The sequence below is a fragment of the Magnetococcus marinus MC-1 genome (genome assembly GCF_000014865.1).
Classification (GTDB): Bacteria; Pseudomonadota; Magnetococcia; order Magnetococcales; family Magnetococcaceae; genus Magnetococcus; species Magnetococcus marinus.
In genome coordinates this window covers 1,161,798-1,177,360 of the sequence record NC_008576.1, presented here as the reverse complement: position 1 = coordinate 1,177,360, position 15,563 = coordinate 1,161,798, and the positions used below count along the sequence as shown (strand labels likewise).

Sequence of the window (15,563 nt, the reverse complement as noted above, 5' to 3'; positions counted from 1 at the left end):
CTAAGCTTCGTTACTCAGCAGCATGCCACGGATCACATCGCTCTTATCAATCAACCCCAGCAGCCGCTCTTCACCCACCACCGGCACCACCGACACATGTTGTTCCGCCAACACCGTGGCGATCTTGCGCAGATCCGCATCGGGACCCACCGAGATAAGGGTGGGGGTCATAATCTCCGACGCCTTACACGCGGCAACCTTACGCAGATCCTCTTCAAACTGATGACTGCCCCCCACCGAGATCACCGCGTCCAAGATATTGATAAGGGTGGGCAGATGCACCTGCTTGACCCGATCAATCAGATCCCCTTCCGTAATAATCCCCACCAGCACCCCCTCATCTAAAACCGGCACGGCGCAGATGTTCTTCTGGGCCAACAACACCGCAACCTCATGCACCGTGGCATGGACGGTTACGGTTGGCGGGTCGCTATTCATGATATCGCGAGCTGTTAAGGTCATGTTATCTGCTCCTCAGTGGGTGCTTAAACTTGGGCAAACCAGGGCTGTGTGTGTTTTTTTATGCATACCAGTTTGGCACACCCCCTGTACCCATGGTACGGTATTTGGTCTCCGCATTCAATTTCAGGCAATGGCGGTCTTACCCCATGTTAACAAAAATTTTGATTCTTCTGTTGGTAATCGCGGGCGTTTATTCGGTTGGTCGCCTACACGCTCGCTCTGCCGAGGTTGCTGCCGCCCCCCAGCGACGCGCCTTGGAGCACCAACCCCACAGCAGCCGTAGCGCCCGTACCATGGCCCTCTTGGCCCTACTGGCCATTGTGAGCATGGGGGGATTTATGGGGTACAATCGCTGGGCTGAGGGGCAAGAGATCCACCTGATCCGGGTAATCAACAGTCAATCCGGGGAGCACACCCTCTACCGCGCCAAACGCAAGGATATCCACCATCGTGATTTTTTAACCCTGGATGGCCGCCAAATACGCTTGGCCGATCTGGAGCGCATGGAAATTGAACCCACCAGTGAAGGGCTCTAGGTATGGATAACCCCGCCAACATTATCTATCAGCGCCGTCACCAGGGCACCACCGTCGAGGTGGTGGAAAAAGAGGGCTTGCGCTGCCTAACCTTTGGTTCCCACCTGCGCCAGAGCTGCATGTTACTCTCGGACCCTGCCTTTCTCTTTTTGCCCTACTCGCGCCATATGATGGCGGCCCTGCTCTTTTTACCCCAACTTCCCCAGCGTATTCTGCTGATTGGTTTGGGGGGTGGCTCACTGGTTAAATTTTTTCTGCATCATCTGCCCCAATGTCATGTGGAGGTGGTGGAGTATGATCCCCATATTGTCACCATTGCCCAGGATTTTTTCCATCTCCCTAAAAATCATCCCCGGCTCACCATACATCTTGGGGATGGTGCCCAATTTTTCTCCCTTGGTGGCGCCCAACAGGCCCCCTATGACTTGATTTTATTGGATGCCTTTGATGCCAACGGGCTGGTGACCAGCATTTATCGCCCCCCCTTTCTCAAGCTCTGTCAAGACCATTTGGCCGCACCAGGTATCGTCGCCGCCAATGTCTCCCGTGGTAATAAGGGCCATTTTCAAGAGGCGCTGGGCAACTGGAAAAACGCCTATCCAGACTATGGTTGGATGGTCCCTGTCGCCCGCTCACAAAACGCTATTCTCATCGCCACCCCGCACCATACGGCGATGCCGCAACATATGCCCCAGGCCGATCAGGCCCATGCCCTGGGCCAACATCTGCCCCTTAATTTTATCCCCCTCATGGAGCGCATTGACCCCATTGCCAACACTTTTTGGCAGCGTATTGCCCAAGCGGTATCCTCCTAAAATCGCCCCACACGCCCCCTGCGCAATCCGCTTTACGCAGAGCAAGGGTTGCATCGTCACCTCTTTGGTCGCAAAGTATGCCCCGTATTGACCCTAACCAGAGAACCTCTCCCATGTCTTTTTTGAAACAGATCTTCGCTTATATCGCCGCCTCACTGCTCCTGCTGTTGCTGTTGGTGGGCACCATGGCGGCCATCAACCAGTGGCAACAGAACTCGACCACAGCGGCTAGCCAGCAACCGGCCACCGCCCCACAGGCCGCTACCAGCCCTGCTCAACCCTTCAGCCCGCAAGCCCCACCGCTTACGCCAACCGCGCAAGCGGAGATCGTAAAACGGTTGACCCAGCTAGAGACCCAGCAGGCTAAAAATATAAAACGGCTGCATGCGGTTACCAACCTTCAAACGGCCCAAGGCACCGTGGAGATCACCAAAAAAGACAACCGTTGGGAGCTGACCAACCTGTTCACCAAAACCCGCGTCTATCGGCAGCCCATCCTCTTCAGCCCGCCCTTCACACGTCTCCCCAAAGTGATGGTGGCGCTCCAAGGCTTACAGCTCGACAAGGCCACCACCCTCAAAATTGAGGCACAGAACATCACCCCACAAGGTTTTGAGTTGGTGGTCACTTCGCAGTCTGATCAACGTGTTGAGCAGCTAACCAGCGGATGGTTGGCGGTGGAGGGAGACTCCTAGGGGGGTTATTTAATCACCAACAAAATGGGGGTTAAGCCGTGACTGAGATCTAGGCTCTGCATTTTAGCCTTGGCCTCATCCATGCTGACAAACGCCAAACGGACCGAGTAGAGGGTCTGGCCGTCCCGCTGGGAGCTGTGAATAAAGGGCTCCACCCCCGCCTGCCGTACCTTGTCTGCCAACACATCGGCATAGAGTATCTTGCTCACCGTACCAAATTGCAGCACATAAGGCCGATCTAAGGTGTGCCCCCCCGACGCTTCCAGCACAAAGCCGCCGTCGGTGACGGGGATCTTCTCCTGCGCAGCAACACCACTCTCCTGCTCAAACTCAGGCACCACCGCCCCTTGAGGCGCACCAATGGCCTTAGCAAGATTGATGGGCTCCTGTCCACCGCCAATATTGGACACCTGATACGACAACAACGCGATGGGTGGAACCGCTTGCTTACCGGGCTGAGGATTGGGTACGGCAGCAACCTCACCCTTGTGCGCCTCCTTAGTAGCCGTCCCCGCAAGGGTTGGTAGTGCCTTTTGCTGAGCGGCCACCGCGCGCTTAGCGGGACTTTCCCCCTGCCTTTTGCCTTGTGAGGCCGCTTGCACCGCCAACGGGGCTGGTTTGACAAACCCCACAGGGGAGCCATGCTCACCATCGAGTTGGGCGGCCATCCGGGGGGGGGGCACCACTTTGACTTGTGCCAACGGGGGCAGCAGGTCATCCGTCTCTTGCGGGAGGGGTAATTGGGCAGGCTTGGAGTCTGGCATTTTTGGGATTGCTACCTTTTCCACATCCAGCAGAGGCCGTGTCGGGGTAGCATAGGGATAGCGCTCTGCGGGAACGACCGGTTGGTTGAGCGGCGCTTCACGGTTTTGCTGGCCCGTAGGGTCACGCCCCTGCCAAGCCTCGAATAGCGGTAAGGGTAGCAACTGCCCGGCGATGAAACCCAGCAACGGCAACGCCACCCAGCGCAACCCTTTTAGCCCACCGCCAATGGATTTCCAACGCCAATTTTCATGCTCACCGGCCAGGGCTTCGTGGATGGTACGGTTATCAATACGGGTGACTTGCCACTGGCGGGCCTTAATCATGATCTGATTGACCAAGCGGTTAAGCTTGCGGGGATTATCCCCCCCATAACGGGCCAACACTTTAAAGGCCGCAGGGGTGAACTGGTAGTGTTCATCCAACTCCAGCCGTTTGAGCAGATAGGCCACATAGCCTTCCACATCATGGCTATCAAACGGACCCAAGCGCAGACGCTGCTCGACCTCATTCCCCAAAAAATCATAGTCCGGCAACTGGAGCTGTTCATGCAGATGGCGACGACCACTTAACACCAACTGCACCATCACCCCATTGACCGGCTCAATGGCAAGAATATGTTGGACCAAACGGAGATTGTCGCCTTTGAGCAGATGGGCCTGATCAATGGCCAACACCAGACCAAAGCCAGCCTGTAGATGGACATGAATGGCCGCAACCAGCGCCCGGCCATCCTGCCAGAGAGGGGAGTTGATGTTATGATAGCGCTGCTGCACCGCCAAGTCGGCGGCGATTTCGTGAATAAAGGTATCGTTGGGTTGCCCAGGATTTTCCACCAACAGACAGCCACTATGGGGGGGCACCCAGTCGTGCAGTTGGCTGAGCAGATAGCTCTTACCCACCCCCGGCGCACCGGTTAGGGTTATGACCCGCTGCCCCTGCTGCAAACCTTCAAGCAAAGCAAGGCGACACTTCTCAAAGTGGTGTGCAGGATACCATACAGGCCCCGCTACGCTCTCTGTACCGGCCTCTTGCGCGCCCCCATGCGTCATGCCTAGCCTACCCCGCTCTTCATCTGTTCCACCCTCGGCTGCCGACTATAATGCCGCGACTGCCTTGACGATGTCCACCCTCTTGATGCAGCCCCCACCATCCTCGCCAACCCCTTACAAGCCACCTAACGCCACTGGTCGCGGCGACCAAGGGGCAGACGTAAGGTTGGCGGGCCATTTAACCCGCAGGATGGCACCCGCCTCACCCTTAGGGCGGGGGTAGTGGCACCACTAGGCCGCCGCCATACCTTTTTGGGTCAGGGTGGTTTGAATCTGCATAACCAACTGCTGAAAAATGGGTTCCAAAGGCGAATTTTTCAGGTCGCCATCTTCGGCCAGTTCGGCAAAAAAGGATTTGGTGTAGACCATCTGCCGGGAACGGCTTTTTTGAATATGCGCCTCCCAGTTGCTGAGCAGTGAGCTCCAGCCCTTGACGGTCAGGGTCCCGGGCGGGGTGTTGTGGGCGGCACGATCCAAAGCCAGCGCCATGCGCAGACTCTCTAACAGGGGAATGGCACACTCCAACCGTTCATCCTTGGCACGGGTCGAGATCTCTTGAATCTGTTGCCGCAGCCCCTCCACACTGGCGGGACGATAGCCATGATCCTGTCCCTGCACACCGGCGGTGCGGCTGCTGGGGCGACGGCTGCGCGGCTCCATGCTGGGCTCACGACGGCTCGGGGGAGCCTCATCCCGGGAAAGGCTACGCCGGGCTGGCGCGGCACTGCTTGGCTCGGCCCCGTTGCTGTCATAGCTGGCGCGCAGACGAGCAAGCCCGGCACCCCCACGACTAAGAGAAGATTTGGATAGGGAGCTATTATTGGATTTCATTATGACCCTCATGCCGTTGACCTGTTAACGGTCCACCGGAAAAGGCGCAAAGCACGCTTTAGCCATGCCACTGCGCAAACGGTATTGCCATCTAAACGCCCCATTAACAGGGGATCTTACGAACTAGAATAGCAACTGTAGTACCAACTTGCGCACGCCCAGCAAAACGTTCTGAACAAAGGGCCTAACGAACGGCTCAGGCTAAACTCGCCAAAAATCTGGCTCATTCAACACCCTGCCCTGCTGCTTATCCCAAAAAATCTCCTGCAACCGCCAGAGCATCGACACTTATCACCGTTTCCTCCCCCACCACCTCCGCATCATGCCGCACCAGAGCGGGCACCCTTACCCCTTGCATGGGGCCAAGCTCCACACGTTGGCCTTGCAGCCGCAGCAAAAAGCAGCCAGCCACCACCCCCACAATTTTATCCACCCCATGGGTGTGGGGAGCAAAGTAACTGTTGGGCGCATAGTGATAGGTAATCGGGTAGCACCCAAGCTGCCGCATCTCTTGCTCCATAGCCGCCTGATTGGGCCACTCAAACCGTTGAATCATCACCATTCTTCTCCTTGTGTTACGCTTTTACCAAGGCATACATTGTTCCGGTCGCCAAGCTTTCGTACACTGTTTACAGCTTTGTATCCTCTTTTAGGAATGCGCGCACCATGACCCAACCCCAACGTGTCGCCGTTGCCATGTCCGGCGGTGTTGACTCCTCTGCCACCGCCGCCCTATTGGTGGAGCAGGGTTATGAAGTGATTGGGCTGACCATGCAGCTATGGGATCACAGCAGCCCCAAGGTGGCCGGTTCACGGAGCTGTTGCGCCCTGGATGATCTCTACGATGCCCGACAAGTCGCCCAGACCCTGGGCATACCATACTATGTGGTTAATTATGAAGCGGATTTTCGTCAAGCCGTGGTGGACGATTTTATCCAAACCTACGCCGCTGGCCAGACCCCCAATCCCTGTGTGCGCTGCAATCAGATCCTTAAATTTGATCTCTTGCTCAAAAAGGCGTTGGCGCTGGGCGCTGACTTTCTTGCTACGGGTCACTATGCCATTCGCCGCGAGGATGCTCAAGGCGTTCCCCAATTATGGCAGGGCAGCGACCCTGCCAAGGATCAATCCTATTTCCTGTTTACCACCACCATGGCCCAACTCGCCCATGTCCGTTTTCCGTTGGGGGAGATGGACAAACAGCAGACCCGCCAACTTGCCCAACGTTTTGGCCTACACCTCTCCACCAAACAGGAGTCGCAGGATGTCTGTTTTGTGCCCGATGGCGACTACAGCGCCTTTTTTGCCAAACAGGCTCCCCATCTCTTGACCCCTGGTGCCATCGTCGATCAACAAGGCCACTCCCTGGGGCAACACAAAGGCTTGGGCTGTTACACCGTGGGGCAGCGCAAAGGGTTGGGCATTGCCCACCCCACCCCCTTGTATGTGCTCGCCTTGGACGCGCCCCACAACCAGGTGATTGTGGGCCCCGCCGAGGCCCTCTATCAGCAGCAGTTAACCCTGCATCATGTCAACTGGTTAGAGCCCACCCCCCCCACCGAGCCCTTTGCCAGCATGGCTAAAATTCGCTATGCTGCACCACCGGTGGAAGCCCGTGTCGAGCCCCTGCCCGATGGCGGCGCCCAGATCTACTTTAACCAACCCCAACGGGCCATCACCCCAGGTCAGGCCTGCGTTTTTTATGACGGGGCACGGGTCGTGGGTGGCGGCTGGATTGTGTGATGCGGTTGGGCCACCACCCCCAAACCCTGCGGGCCTTTCTAAGGGTTTGCCAACGAGACACCTTTTGATTTAAGGTGTGAGCTCAGCGCTTACCCACAAGGAACAACCATAATGGCCACACTTTCCCTCAAACTGTTAGAGCAGATCCCCTTTTTTTGGGGGTTCACCGCCGAACAGTTGACTATGCTCCTAAATAAAGAGGACGACCTCTTTGCCACCTTTTCCCCGGACCAGTCACTCTGCCGCGAGGGGGAGAACGACGGCACCCTATTTGTGGTACTACGGGGCAGCGCCAAAGTGGTTAGTGACGCCGCCCCCAACACCATTTTGGCCGAACTGGAGGATGGTGCTGTGCTGGGAGAGATGGCTTTGTTGGCGCAACGGCCCCGCAACGCCCATGTGATCGCCACATCCGAACTAACCGCCTTTCGCATCAATGAAGCGACCATCCGTAGTCTGGATACGGCGTTGCAATTAAAGATTGTTCATGAATTGGCCCATGTTTTAATTAAGCGTCATGATGAAACCCGTGATGCCCTGATTAAACAGAAGCAGATCAACGCAACTTTGGTTCATGCCCTGCGCGAAGCCAAACTGGGCGATTGATGCGGTTTTATGGCAACACCCTGCTTTGATTCACAGCTTCCCCAAACTCACGCCAAACAGGGCACAATTATGTTACGCATGTGGGCACTTTTAACGCTGCTAATTTGCTGCTTTCCGCTCCCCGCGCAGGCTGGGACCGCCGAGCCGCTGTTTCCCTTTATTAAATTGGAAGAGCCCTATGGATCGGTCAGTGATGCCGCCAACCGGATCGCCCGCACGCTCTCGGGTGCAGGTTATGTCAGCCTAGGTTTTGCGGATGTCAATAAAGGTCTGCGGGTTATGGCCTTTTATAAACCACAATGGCTGCAAGCCTGGGCCAATAGCAGCCCTGTCGCCCTGTTTGGTGCGGTGGTACATGTGGGGGTTCAACAGGAGGGACGCCACGCCGTGGTTTCATTGGCCAACCCGCTATGGCGCACCCATCTCTACCATATGAGCCCAGCCATCGGGCAACAACTGGCGGCGGATCTGGCGGCTCATTTGGGGCAAGGTACCCCCTATGGGCTCAAACAGGGCTACCCCCCCGAGCGCATTGCCGACCTGCGCTATTTTCCCCTGGCCTATGGTGTCGAGGATTTTACCACCATTGCCCAACACCCCAGCCACGCCAGCGCCGTCGCCGCTGTAGAGGCCGGTCTTAAAAAGTATCATACCCTGGCCAAATCGCTCTACAAGCTGCACCTGCCCCAGCGGGGCACCACCCTGTATGGCATTGCGCCCATCGCCAAGGATGACCTGATCACGCCATTATGGCAAAAGCACACCTTAAAACCCGCAGCCCATCTGCCGTACACCTTACTGGTGCAACCCGACGGCCAGGTACAGATGCACCACCCCCAATTTGCCCTGCTGGCCCACTATCCCAACCTCTCTCTGCGCAGCATGTTGAGCAGTCTGGATGATCTCTACCGCCCTGTGACGGAACTGCTCACCAAAATCGCCCGTTAAAGGCGCGGCATCGGTGTGCGCGACAAAGCGCCCGACATGCGCGCGCCCATCTCGCGCAACAACCACGCATGGGGGCGGGACAAAGCAGCACCAAAATGGTTGCGTCTAAACCCACCTGCAAAGCAGCTACATAAATCGAACAAACATGGGGATAACCAGCGCCTTGGCAGCCCTGAACAGGGCCAGCGCTAACCCGGATATTTCATAAATCCCTTCGACGATCAAGCGAGAGCGTCTGGGATTCATGAAATATCCGGGCTAAGGAGAACGACCCTCAACAAGCGGCCTTCCATCTTGGGAACATGACCAGCAGCCTAAAAACCGGCACCCATTCTTGACCCGCAGGCCCGGTTTAACCGACCGTGAAAAAAGGGGGAGAGCGTCGCGTGACCATCTCCCCCCTTTTTTTATTAGGATTGCTTACCATTTTTCAAGCTTTGAGCAGCAGCAGAAGGAAGTTGCTCAATGCTTTGTTCGACGACTTTCTTGTCACTATCCACAGGGTTCATTGCCGAATCAACGGTGGCAACCGTAGGAACCATAGCGAACATAAGGATGAGTAGTGCAGCGGCCATTTTGTTTCTCCATTTGTTAATATCAATATTAGGACCTGCTTAATGTTATATAGGATTCCGCAAGCTCCGTCTATAAGCAAATGGTAATATTTGTAAAGAATGAGTAACTTACCTGTGATATTTTGCATTGCACCATAATTTTTTACATATCAATATAAATACATTCTTTTCCAATGCCGCGCATGATCCAAAATAAATCAGCCACATATGCTCTCCTCTCGCCCCCACATTTCTGCTGAAAAGCCCACCCCAACACTTTTTTTAGAATTAAAAAAAAGCGGCGCGCTTACAAAAAAAGGGCGTACCGTTAAGTACGCCCTTTATCCCCTGGATCGGTTTTTCCTGCTGCCTATTCAGCTCAGCAATTTTCTGACTTCCACTTAATGCTGCAACCCATGGAAGGGTGCTGAACCTCTACGTTATGCCCCTCGGCAATGGCTATCGCCGCCAGTTTTAGCTCTTCGCGGGTCACCTGGGCGGGATTGCGCGGGGCGTCGTCCAGTCGCCCGCGATAGCGTAGCGTGCGCTGGGCATCGTAGATAAAAAAGTCAGGGGTACAGATCGCGCCATAATCTTTGGCGACCTGCTGGCTTTCGTCATAGAGGTAATCAAAGCTGTAACGCTTTTCGGCTGCACGCTGGCACATCTTTTCAAAGCGATCTTCCGGGTAGCGGATGGCATCATTACTGTTGATGGCCACCACCGCAATCTCACGGGTTGCCAGATACTCGGCCAGACGGATTAAGCGCTCTTCCACCGCTTGCACATAGGGGCAGTGGTTGCAGATAAACATAAGCACCAGCGCCTTGGCATCGTTATAATCAGCCAGTCTGTGGATCTTTCCATCGGTGCCGGTGAGCTCAAACGGGGCCGCTTGAGCACCCAACTCCCCAGGCGGGGTATGCAGCAGTACCATGATTGTTTCTCCCTCGTTATCCCGTGAAACCGATACCCCTATTAAAAGCCTGTGGCCTGCCGCCCCATCACCATGGGCATCAAACAGGTACGGAACTAAGGGTCAAGCCTGTGGGAAGTCGCCGCTCATAGCGATTAGACTTCCTCCATAATCACCTGTTCAAAATCCTGTCCCGCTGACGCGCCACACCCATGCCCCACACCTACCAGGCTCTACCTTAGACCCGCTGTTGCGAAAAGGGCATCACCTCATCCAGAGAGGTTGCGCCACATTGTAACATCAGCAGCCGATCCACCCCCAGCGCCACCCCACTCACCGCCGGCAACCCGGCCTGCAAGGCGGCGAGAAAGCGTTGATCCACAGCAATGGGGGATAACCCTTGCACAAGGCGCTGCGCGTTGACCTGTTCCAGACGGTGCCGTTGTTCAGCCCCGTCGGTTAGCTCCAGATAACCATTGGCCAGTTCCACCCCATTGACGTAAACCTCAAACCGCTGGGCCACCGGGGGGGGACCCGGATCAATCTGCGCCATGGCCGCCCGCTCTGCGGGAAAACCGTTAACCACCACCACCTGCTCATGGGGCAACTGGGGCTCCACCACCACCGCTTGCAGATAGTCCAGCAACGCCCCTCGCTCCAGTTCGGCTGGCAATGACACGGCCCGCTGCTCGGCCCACGCCAGCAGCTCGGCCATTGTGGCCGTATGGGGATCTGGCCCACCTACCTGCATAAAGGCTTGGGCATAGCTCATGGCACAACCTGCTTTTATACCCAATAGATCCCCAATCAAGCCAGCGGTTTCATCCTGCAACTGGGCTAACGACCAGCCCACGCGGTACCACTCCAACAGGGTGAACTCGTGGTTGTGGTGCTCTCCTTGCTCTTCACTACGATAGACTTTACCCAGAAAATAGATATCACCACTGCCAGCGGCCAACAGCCGCTTCATGCAGCTCTCTGGCGAGGTATGCAGGTAGCAAAGCTGTTGGCCATCGTAGCAGCGGATGGGCTCGATATGATGTTCAGGAGCAATGGCACGCTGTAAAGCAGGTGGATCGACCTCCAGCGCAGCGGTACGCGCAAAATGCGCCCGCAGTTGCGCCAAAAGCCGGGCACGCTGACGCAACCGTTCACCACCGCAACCCGGTCGCCACTGTGTCACGCTCTCCAAGGCTTAACCTTTGGCCCGTTCCATATACTCGCCGGTGCGGGTATCCACTTTAACCCGTGCGCCAATCTCTACAAACAGGGGGACCTTGATGGAAGCACCACTCTCCACCACCGCCGGCTTGGTTGCCCCTGTAACCGTATCACCCCGTACACCGGGCTCGCACTCGGTAATTTCCAGGATCATAAAGGAGGGCGGCACCACGTTAATGGCGCGGTTTTCCCACAGCGTCACTTCGTAGACCTCATTCTCTTTAAGCCACTTTTTACACTCTTCCACCTGCTTTTCGCTTAAAGCAACCTGTTCAAAGGTGGCGGGGTTCATAAAGTGGTAGAGCTCGCCATCGTTATAAAGATACTGCATCTCCACATCCACAACATCGGCTTTGGCCACACTGTCGCTGGATTTAAAGGTGCGCTCGATAACCCGACCATCCATCAAGTTTTTAACCTTGATCTTGGTGAAGGCTTGCCCCTTACCGGGTTTTACAAAATCGGCCTTCACGATGATCCACGGCTGATCATCAATCAGAACACGTTTACCTTGCTTCATTTCTGTATGGGATAACATGGATTTCCTCTGTGGAAAGATCGTTCCTATCTGGTGGGGCGTCGTTTAGAGCGCCCATTAAAGCACTTCTGTACAAAAGAACCCATACGTATACCACAAAAGAAGCGGCTTTCTCCACACTTCTTACCGCCTACTCTAGACCTAACCTGACCGCCATGGTATACGGGGAGCCTCGCCCGCCCCAACAACCCATCACCGGTTTGCCACCATGCCCGCAGAACCCCAGCTTACCCCACAGCAGCAACTGGCCCATCGCGGTTTTCCCATGCTGTTGACCCCAACCATGGCCGATTGCATGCGACAACCCCAGGAGCAGGATCCCATCTATCGCCAATTCTGGCCCTCCGCTGAGGAGCTACAGAACCCCCCGCACTACACCACAGACCCCTTGCAAGAGGCCGCCAGCTCCCCCATGCCCGGCCTTGTGCATAAATACCAAGGCCGCGCCCTCTTGCATTTGACCGATGCCTGCCCGGTCCATTGCCGTTACTGTTTCCGCCGCCATGGCGCCATTACATCCCCTATGGATCCACAAGCCGAGCAGCAGCTTGTTGACCATTTAGCCCAAGATCACACACTACAAGAGATCATTTTATCTGGCGGTGATCCGCTCATGCTGAACGCACCCAAATGGCACTGGTGGATGACCCAGTTGGCGCAATTACCCCATCTGCAACGCATCCGCATCCATAGCCGGGTACCCGTAGCAGACCCCTCCCGCCTGACCATCCCCATGCTTGAAACACTACAAAATACGGCTAAATCCGTGGTTTTGGTGATCCATTGCAACCATGCGCAGGAGCTCACCCCAGCCAGTGAAGTGGCTTTACAGGCGTGTCGTCAGGCGGGGTTTTTAGTGCTTAATCAGTCGGTATTATTAGCTGGCGTCAATGACTCGGCAGAGATCTTGGCCAAACTGAATCTAGCCTTGGTGGGGTTGGGCGTACTGCCCTACTATTTACATCTTCTGGACACCGTGCAAGGAGCCGCCCATTTTGAGGTCAGCCCCCAGCGGGCGATGGAGATTATGCGGCAGTTGCACCAGTGTTTGCCCGGTTATGCCCTACCCAAGCTGGTCAGGGAACGCCCCGAACTACCCGGCAAAGAGCCCATCCACTGGTTTTAAGTTCCTATTCAATGCGGAACAGGCGATTAAACTGCGCCGATTCTAAAAGAGTGCGCATCTCCAGGCTGGCCCCACGGACCACCAAATTTTTTGCTGTTCCTTTCACTTGCTCACGCAAGCGCAGCAGAAAACCCAATCCTGATGAGTCCAAATAGCGGGTTTGGCTCAGGTCGATCACAAACAGATGCTCCGGATCTGTTGCGGGTGCTAGGGTATCTATAACGTGCATATGTTTGGCGGCAAAACGCACCAAAATTTTAACCACCGTCTCCTGCTTCCCTTGCGAGATCTCAATCTCACCATCCTCCATGTAACTCATACTTTCATCTCCAACGCTACAGCAGCCCACACTCTTACAGGATTAAAAAAACAGACCTCTACGGGTTAACATTTCTGCATTGGGGCACGATCCAAAGCCCACGGAGTGAAAGCATGCATGGTTTAGCTGAAAATTACCAGTTTCAGCAGGTATTTTTGCAAAAAAAACGGAACTCCATAAAGAAATTCCGTTTTCACATGCCACCACAACCTCAATTTTTGATCTGCATCAAAGAACCGTGAACAGCTTGTCAAACTGCACCGTTTCTAACAGACGGCGAATACCTGGGCGGGCATTACGAATGACCATATTCTCTTTGGTTCCAGAAACCTGTTCGCGCAGTCGCAAAATAATGCCCATACCCGAAGAGTCTAAAAACTCTGTCTCTGTCAGATCAATGATATAGCTGTGATTGGGCTGATCTGAAGGGCGGATATTGTTCACTTCAAAGAGTTGCTGCACATTAAAGCGTCCCCGCACACGGATTACCGTCTCGCTGTCATTTTGGGTTACCACAATTTCCCCAGAATCACTGAACGTCATATCTCACCCCTTATTCTTTGCTCGATTCACTGTTTTAGCCGTTCACCCCATCGCGAAAGCGGCTAGACAGGATTCCGCGACAAAAAAACATTCCCGTCCACCTTTTCTCACCCCGTGATTATGGCACGCACCATGCTCCAGTAACAATTCATAACCGACATAAAACCGATCCTGACCGATTTTGTTTATATGGTAGGGGTACAGCGGCGATATTTTAGCCGTTTGCGCCATGAACCCGCTGTTGAAAAAAGCTTAACAGCACCTCAAGCCGCCGCAAGCTCTCATGCCGCCCCACCAGTTGCAGAATATCATAGATACCCGGCGCAATATCACTCCCAGAAATGGCGATGCGCACCGGCTGCCCGATTTTACCCATTTTCGCCCCTGTTTCCGCCATAACCACTTTAAAGGCGCGCTCCAACCCACCGTTATCCCACTCATCTGCTGTAACGGTGTGCAATTTTTCCAGCAAAGCGGCATAAGCGGGCAAGATATCGGCGTGCAAATGTTTGGCCACGGCTGTTTCGGCATACTCGGTGGGCGCTTTAAAGTAGAACATGGCCATTTGCGCCATCTCTAACATGGTTTTCACCCGCTCCTGCATACCGGGGATAATTTGATCAATAAAATTAGGGTTGGGGTTGTCCACCCCTAGGCGTTGCAGGTGCCACATCAACTCGCCCCGCAACTGTTCAGGCCCTGACTGGCGAATATGCACACCGTTAAGCCACAACAGCTTGGAGGTATTAAAAATCGCCGCACTGCGTCCCACATTGTTGACATCAAACAGCGCCACCATTTCATCCATGGTGAACTCTTCTTTTTCACCATGGGACCAGCCCATGCGCACCAGATAGTTATTCAGAGCACTGGCCAAAAATCCCTCTTCGCGAAACTGCAAGACCGACACCGCACCATGCCGTTTAGACAGCTTAGAGCCATCCTCGCCATGCAGCAGGGGGATATGAGCATAGCTGGGCACATCCCACCCTAGGGCCTGGAACAGATGGATCTGGCGAGGGGTATTACTGGTGTGATCCTCGCCCCGAATCACATGGGTAATCTCCATATCATGATCATCCACCACCACCGCTAGGTTATAGGTGGGGGAGCCATCCGAGCGCAGCAAAATTAGGTCATCCAGCTCTTTATTGGCGATGTGGATGGTACCCTGCACCATATCCGGCCACACCACTTCACCCTCCAACGGGGTTTTAAAACGGATCACATAGGGTTGATCCGAGGGGGGCTCGCTACGGTGGCGGCAGCGGCCATCGTAGCGTGGTTTTTCTTTACGGGCCTGCTGGGCCGCGCGCATATCATCCAACTCCTGCTTGGTGCAGTAGCATTTGTACGCCTTACCCTCTTCCAACAACTTAAGCGCCATATCGGTATGGCGTTGGGTATGGTCAGACTGGAACAGAGGGCCCTCATCAGGATCCAACCCCAGCCAGTGCAGTCCATCCAGAATGGCATCCACCAGCGCCTGATTGGAGCGCTCACGATCGGTATCCTCAATGCGTAGCACGGTGGTACCGCCCACATGGCGGGCTTGCAGATGGCAAAACAGAGCGGTACGGGCACCACCCACATGCAAAAATCCAGTGGGTGAAGGGGCAAAACGGGTACGCATGACCATGATTCATTTCTCGTCATTTAAGGCTCTTGGCACGGGGCTGCACCGGGTTGACACACCCCCCTCTTACATAAACTCGCACAGCCATCTCCCCCAAGGGGAGAGGCCGACTGTGGCATTCTAGCTGGAATAGAGCGTTGTTACCACGGTAACTGGAAATTTACAATGGCGGACCGCCGTTTTTCTCTCCAATCTCCTAGCGTTTACCCCCCGCTGTTTAGTATAATGTTGCGTTTCTATTCTCGAACCCCCTGGTCGAT

Annotated in this window: 18 protein-coding genes; 7 read left to right on the top strand and 11 right to left on the bottom strand. The window is 55.1% G+C overall.

Features of this window, described 5'->3' with window-relative positions:
- Nucleotides 1–462, bottom strand: a complete 462-nt coding sequence (locus MMC1_RS04920; RefSeq protein ID WP_011712635.1) for a CBS domain-containing protein — start codon at nucleotides 460–462, stop codon at nucleotides 1–3.
- A gap of 146 nt (nucleotides 463–608) precedes the next feature.
- On the opposite strand from MMC1_RS04920, the gene MMC1_RS04915 reads away from it, so the two are divergent.
- The 3 genes from MMC1_RS04915 (at nucleotide 609) to MMC1_RS19635 (ending at nucleotide 2,508) form a co-directional block, all read left to right on the top strand.
- Nucleotides 609–998, top strand: a complete 390-nt coding sequence (locus MMC1_RS04915; protein ID WP_041640824.1) for a hypothetical protein — start codon at nucleotides 609–611, stop codon at nucleotides 996–998.
- A 2-nt stretch (nucleotides 999–1,000) separates the two neighbouring features.
- Entirely contained in the window at nucleotides 1,001–1,813 is an 813-nt protein-coding gene (locus MMC1_RS19640) for a spermine/spermidine synthase domain-containing protein (protein WP_011712633.1), read from the top strand.
- A gap of 113 nt (nucleotides 1,814–1,926) precedes the next feature.
- On the top strand, nucleotides 1,927–2,508 hold the full coding sequence (locus tag MMC1_RS19635; RefSeq protein ID WP_011712632.1) for an H-type lectin domain-containing protein: 582 nt from the start codon (nucleotides 1,927–1,929) through the stop codon (nucleotides 2,506–2,508).
- A 5-nt stretch (nucleotides 2,509–2,513) separates the two neighbouring features.
- On the opposite strand, the gene MMC1_RS04900 is transcribed toward MMC1_RS19635, so the two are convergent.
- The 3 genes from MMC1_RS04900 to MMC1_RS04885 form a co-directional block, all read right to left on the bottom strand.
- Nucleotides 2,514–4,322 (bottom strand): ATP-binding protein, encoded by a 1,809-nt coding sequence (locus tag MMC1_RS04900; protein WP_011712631.1) that lies wholly within the window; start codon nucleotides 4,320–4,322, stop codon nucleotides 2,514–2,516.
- A gap of 231 nt (nucleotides 4,323–4,553) precedes the next feature.
- Entirely contained in the window at nucleotides 4,554–5,153 is a 600-nt protein-coding gene (locus MMC1_RS19630) for a hypothetical protein (RefSeq protein ID WP_011712630.1), read from the bottom strand.
- A 247-nt stretch (nucleotides 5,154–5,400) separates the two neighbouring features.
- Entirely contained in the window at nucleotides 5,401–5,709 is a 309-nt protein-coding gene (locus MMC1_RS04885; protein WP_143711360.1) for a cupin domain-containing protein, read from the bottom strand.
- Between the two features lie 110 nt (nucleotides 5,710–5,819).
- Between MMC1_RS04885 and mnmA the strand changes: the two genes are divergently transcribed.
- The 3 genes from mnmA (at nucleotide 5,820) to MMC1_RS04870 (ending at nucleotide 8,450) form a co-directional block, all read left to right on the top strand.
- Entirely contained in the window at nucleotides 5,820–6,896 is a 1,077-nt protein-coding gene (mnmA, locus tag MMC1_RS04880; protein WP_011712628.1) for a tRNA 2-thiouridine(34) synthase MnmA, read from the top strand.
- Between the two features lie 111 nt (nucleotides 6,897–7,007).
- Nucleotides 7,008–7,502, top strand: a complete 495-nt coding sequence (locus MMC1_RS04875) for a cyclic nucleotide-binding domain-containing protein (protein ID WP_011712627.1) — start codon at nucleotides 7,008–7,010, stop codon at nucleotides 7,500–7,502.
- Nucleotides 7,503–7,571: 69 nt separating this feature from the next.
- Nucleotides 7,572–8,450: a hypothetical protein gene (locus MMC1_RS04870; protein WP_011712626.1), complete on the top strand. Its 879-nt coding sequence runs from the start codon at nucleotides 7,572–7,574 to the stop codon at nucleotides 8,448–8,450.
- 410 nt (nucleotides 8,451–8,860) lie between these two features.
- On the opposite strand, the gene MMC1_RS21825 is transcribed toward MMC1_RS04870, so the two are convergent.
- The 4 genes from MMC1_RS21825 to efp form a co-directional block, all read right to left on the bottom strand.
- Complete coding sequence (locus MMC1_RS21825; RefSeq protein WP_160162661.1) at nucleotides 8,861–9,025, bottom strand: hypothetical protein; 165 nt, start codon at nucleotides 9,023–9,025, stop codon at nucleotides 8,861–8,863.
- A gap of 358 nt (nucleotides 9,026–9,383) precedes the next feature.
- Nucleotides 9,384–9,941, bottom strand: a complete 558-nt coding sequence (locus MMC1_RS04865) for a thioredoxin family protein (protein WP_011712625.1) — start codon at nucleotides 9,939–9,941, stop codon at nucleotides 9,384–9,386.
- 217 nt (nucleotides 9,942–10,158) lie between these two features.
- A complete protein-coding gene (gene epmA, locus MMC1_RS04860) occupies nucleotides 10,159–11,103 on the bottom strand; it encodes an EF-P lysine aminoacylase EpmA (protein WP_041640816.1) in 945 nt (314 codons plus the stop codon).
- Nucleotides 11,104–11,115: 12 nt separating this feature from the next.
- Nucleotides 11,116–11,679 carry an elongation factor P gene (efp, locus tag MMC1_RS04855; protein WP_011712623.1) on the bottom strand — a complete coding sequence of 188 codons (564 nt, stop codon included), beginning with the start codon at nucleotides 11,677–11,679 and terminating at the stop codon, nucleotides 11,116–11,118.
- Between the two features lie 208 nt (nucleotides 11,680–11,887).
- On the opposite strand from efp, the gene MMC1_RS04850 reads away from it, so the two are divergent.
- Nucleotides 11,888–12,805, top strand: coding sequence for a KamA family radical SAM protein (locus MMC1_RS04850; protein WP_011712622.1), 918 nt, complete (start codon nucleotides 11,888–11,890; stop codon nucleotides 12,803–12,805).
- 4 nt (nucleotides 12,806–12,809) lie between these two features.
- Here the strand turns inward: MMC1_RS04850 and MMC1_RS04845 are convergent, their stop codons facing one another.
- From MMC1_RS04845 to gltX, 3 genes are all read right to left on the bottom strand, one after another.
- Nucleotides 12,810–13,124 (bottom strand): STAS domain-containing protein, encoded by a 315-nt coding sequence (locus MMC1_RS04845; protein WP_011712621.1) that lies wholly within the window; start codon nucleotides 13,122–13,124, stop codon nucleotides 12,810–12,812.
- A 228-nt stretch (nucleotides 13,125–13,352) separates the two neighbouring features.
- A complete protein-coding gene (locus MMC1_RS04840) occupies nucleotides 13,353–13,667 on the bottom strand; it encodes an STAS domain-containing protein (RefSeq protein WP_011712620.1) in 315 nt (104 codons plus the stop codon).
- A gap of 214 nt (nucleotides 13,668–13,881) precedes the next feature.
- Nucleotides 13,882–15,306, bottom strand: a complete 1,425-nt coding sequence (gene gltX, locus MMC1_RS04835; RefSeq protein ID WP_041640813.1) for a glutamate--tRNA ligase — start codon at nucleotides 15,304–15,306, stop codon at nucleotides 13,882–13,884.
- Between the last annotated feature and the right edge of the window lie 257 nt (nucleotides 15,307–15,563).

Bases quoted from the DNA above. Each gene is read 5' to 3' on its own strand.
- MMC1_RS04920 (WP_011712635.1), bottom strand. From the start codon at position 462: ATGACCTTAACAGCTCGCGATATCATGAATAGCGACCCGCCAACCGTA.
- MMC1_RS04915 (WP_041640824.1), top strand. From the start codon at position 609: ATGTTAACAAAAATTTTGATTCTTCTGTTGGTAATCGCGGGCGTTTAT.
- MMC1_RS19640 (WP_011712633.1), top strand. From the start codon at position 1,001: ATGGATAACCCCGCCAACATTATCTATCAGCGCCGTCACCAGGGCACC.
- MMC1_RS19635 (WP_011712632.1), top strand. From the start codon at position 1,927: ATGTCTTTTTTGAAACAGATCTTCGCTTATATCGCCGCCTCACTGCTC.
- MMC1_RS04900 (WP_011712631.1), bottom strand. From the start codon at position 4,322: ATGACGCATGGGGGCGCGCAAGAGGCCGGTACAGAGAGCGTAGCGGGG.
- MMC1_RS19630 (WP_011712630.1), bottom strand. From the start codon at position 5,153: ATGAAATCCAATAATAGCTCCCTATCCAAATCTTCTCTTAGTCGTGGG.
- MMC1_RS04885 (WP_143711360.1), bottom strand. From the start codon at position 5,709: ATGATTCAACGGTTTGAGTGGCCCAATCAGGCGGCTATGGAGCAAGAG.
- mnmA (WP_011712628.1), top strand. From the start codon at position 5,820: ATGACCCAACCCCAACGTGTCGCCGTTGCCATGTCCGGCGGTGTTGAC.
- MMC1_RS04875 (WP_011712627.1), top strand. From the start codon at position 7,008: ATGGCCACACTTTCCCTCAAACTGTTAGAGCAGATCCCCTTTTTTTGG.
- MMC1_RS04870 (WP_011712626.1), top strand. From the start codon at position 7,572: ATGTTACGCATGTGGGCACTTTTAACGCTGCTAATTTGCTGCTTTCCG.
- MMC1_RS21825 (WP_160162661.1), bottom strand. From the start codon at position 9,025: ATGGCCGCTGCACTACTCATCCTTATGTTCGCTATGGTTCCTACGGTT.
- MMC1_RS04865 (WP_011712625.1), bottom strand. From the start codon at position 9,941: ATGGTACTGCTGCATACCCCGCCTGGGGAGTTGGGTGCTCAAGCGGCC.
- efp (WP_011712623.1), bottom strand. From the start codon at position 11,679: ATGTTATCCCATACAGAAATGAAGCAAGGTAAACGTGTTCTGATTGAT.
- MMC1_RS04850 (WP_011712622.1), top strand. From the start codon at position 11,888: ATGCCCGCAGAACCCCAGCTTACCCCACAGCAGCAACTGGCCCATCGC.
- MMC1_RS04845 (WP_011712621.1), bottom strand. From the start codon at position 13,124: ATGAGTTACATGGAGGATGGTGAGATTGAGATCTCGCAAGGGAAGCAG.
- MMC1_RS04840 (WP_011712620.1), bottom strand. From the start codon at position 13,667: ATGACGTTCAGTGATTCTGGGGAAATTGTGGTAACCCAAAATGACAGC.
- gltX (WP_041640813.1), bottom strand. From the start codon at position 15,306: ATGGTCATGCGTACCCGTTTTGCCCCTTCACCCACTGGATTTTTGCAT.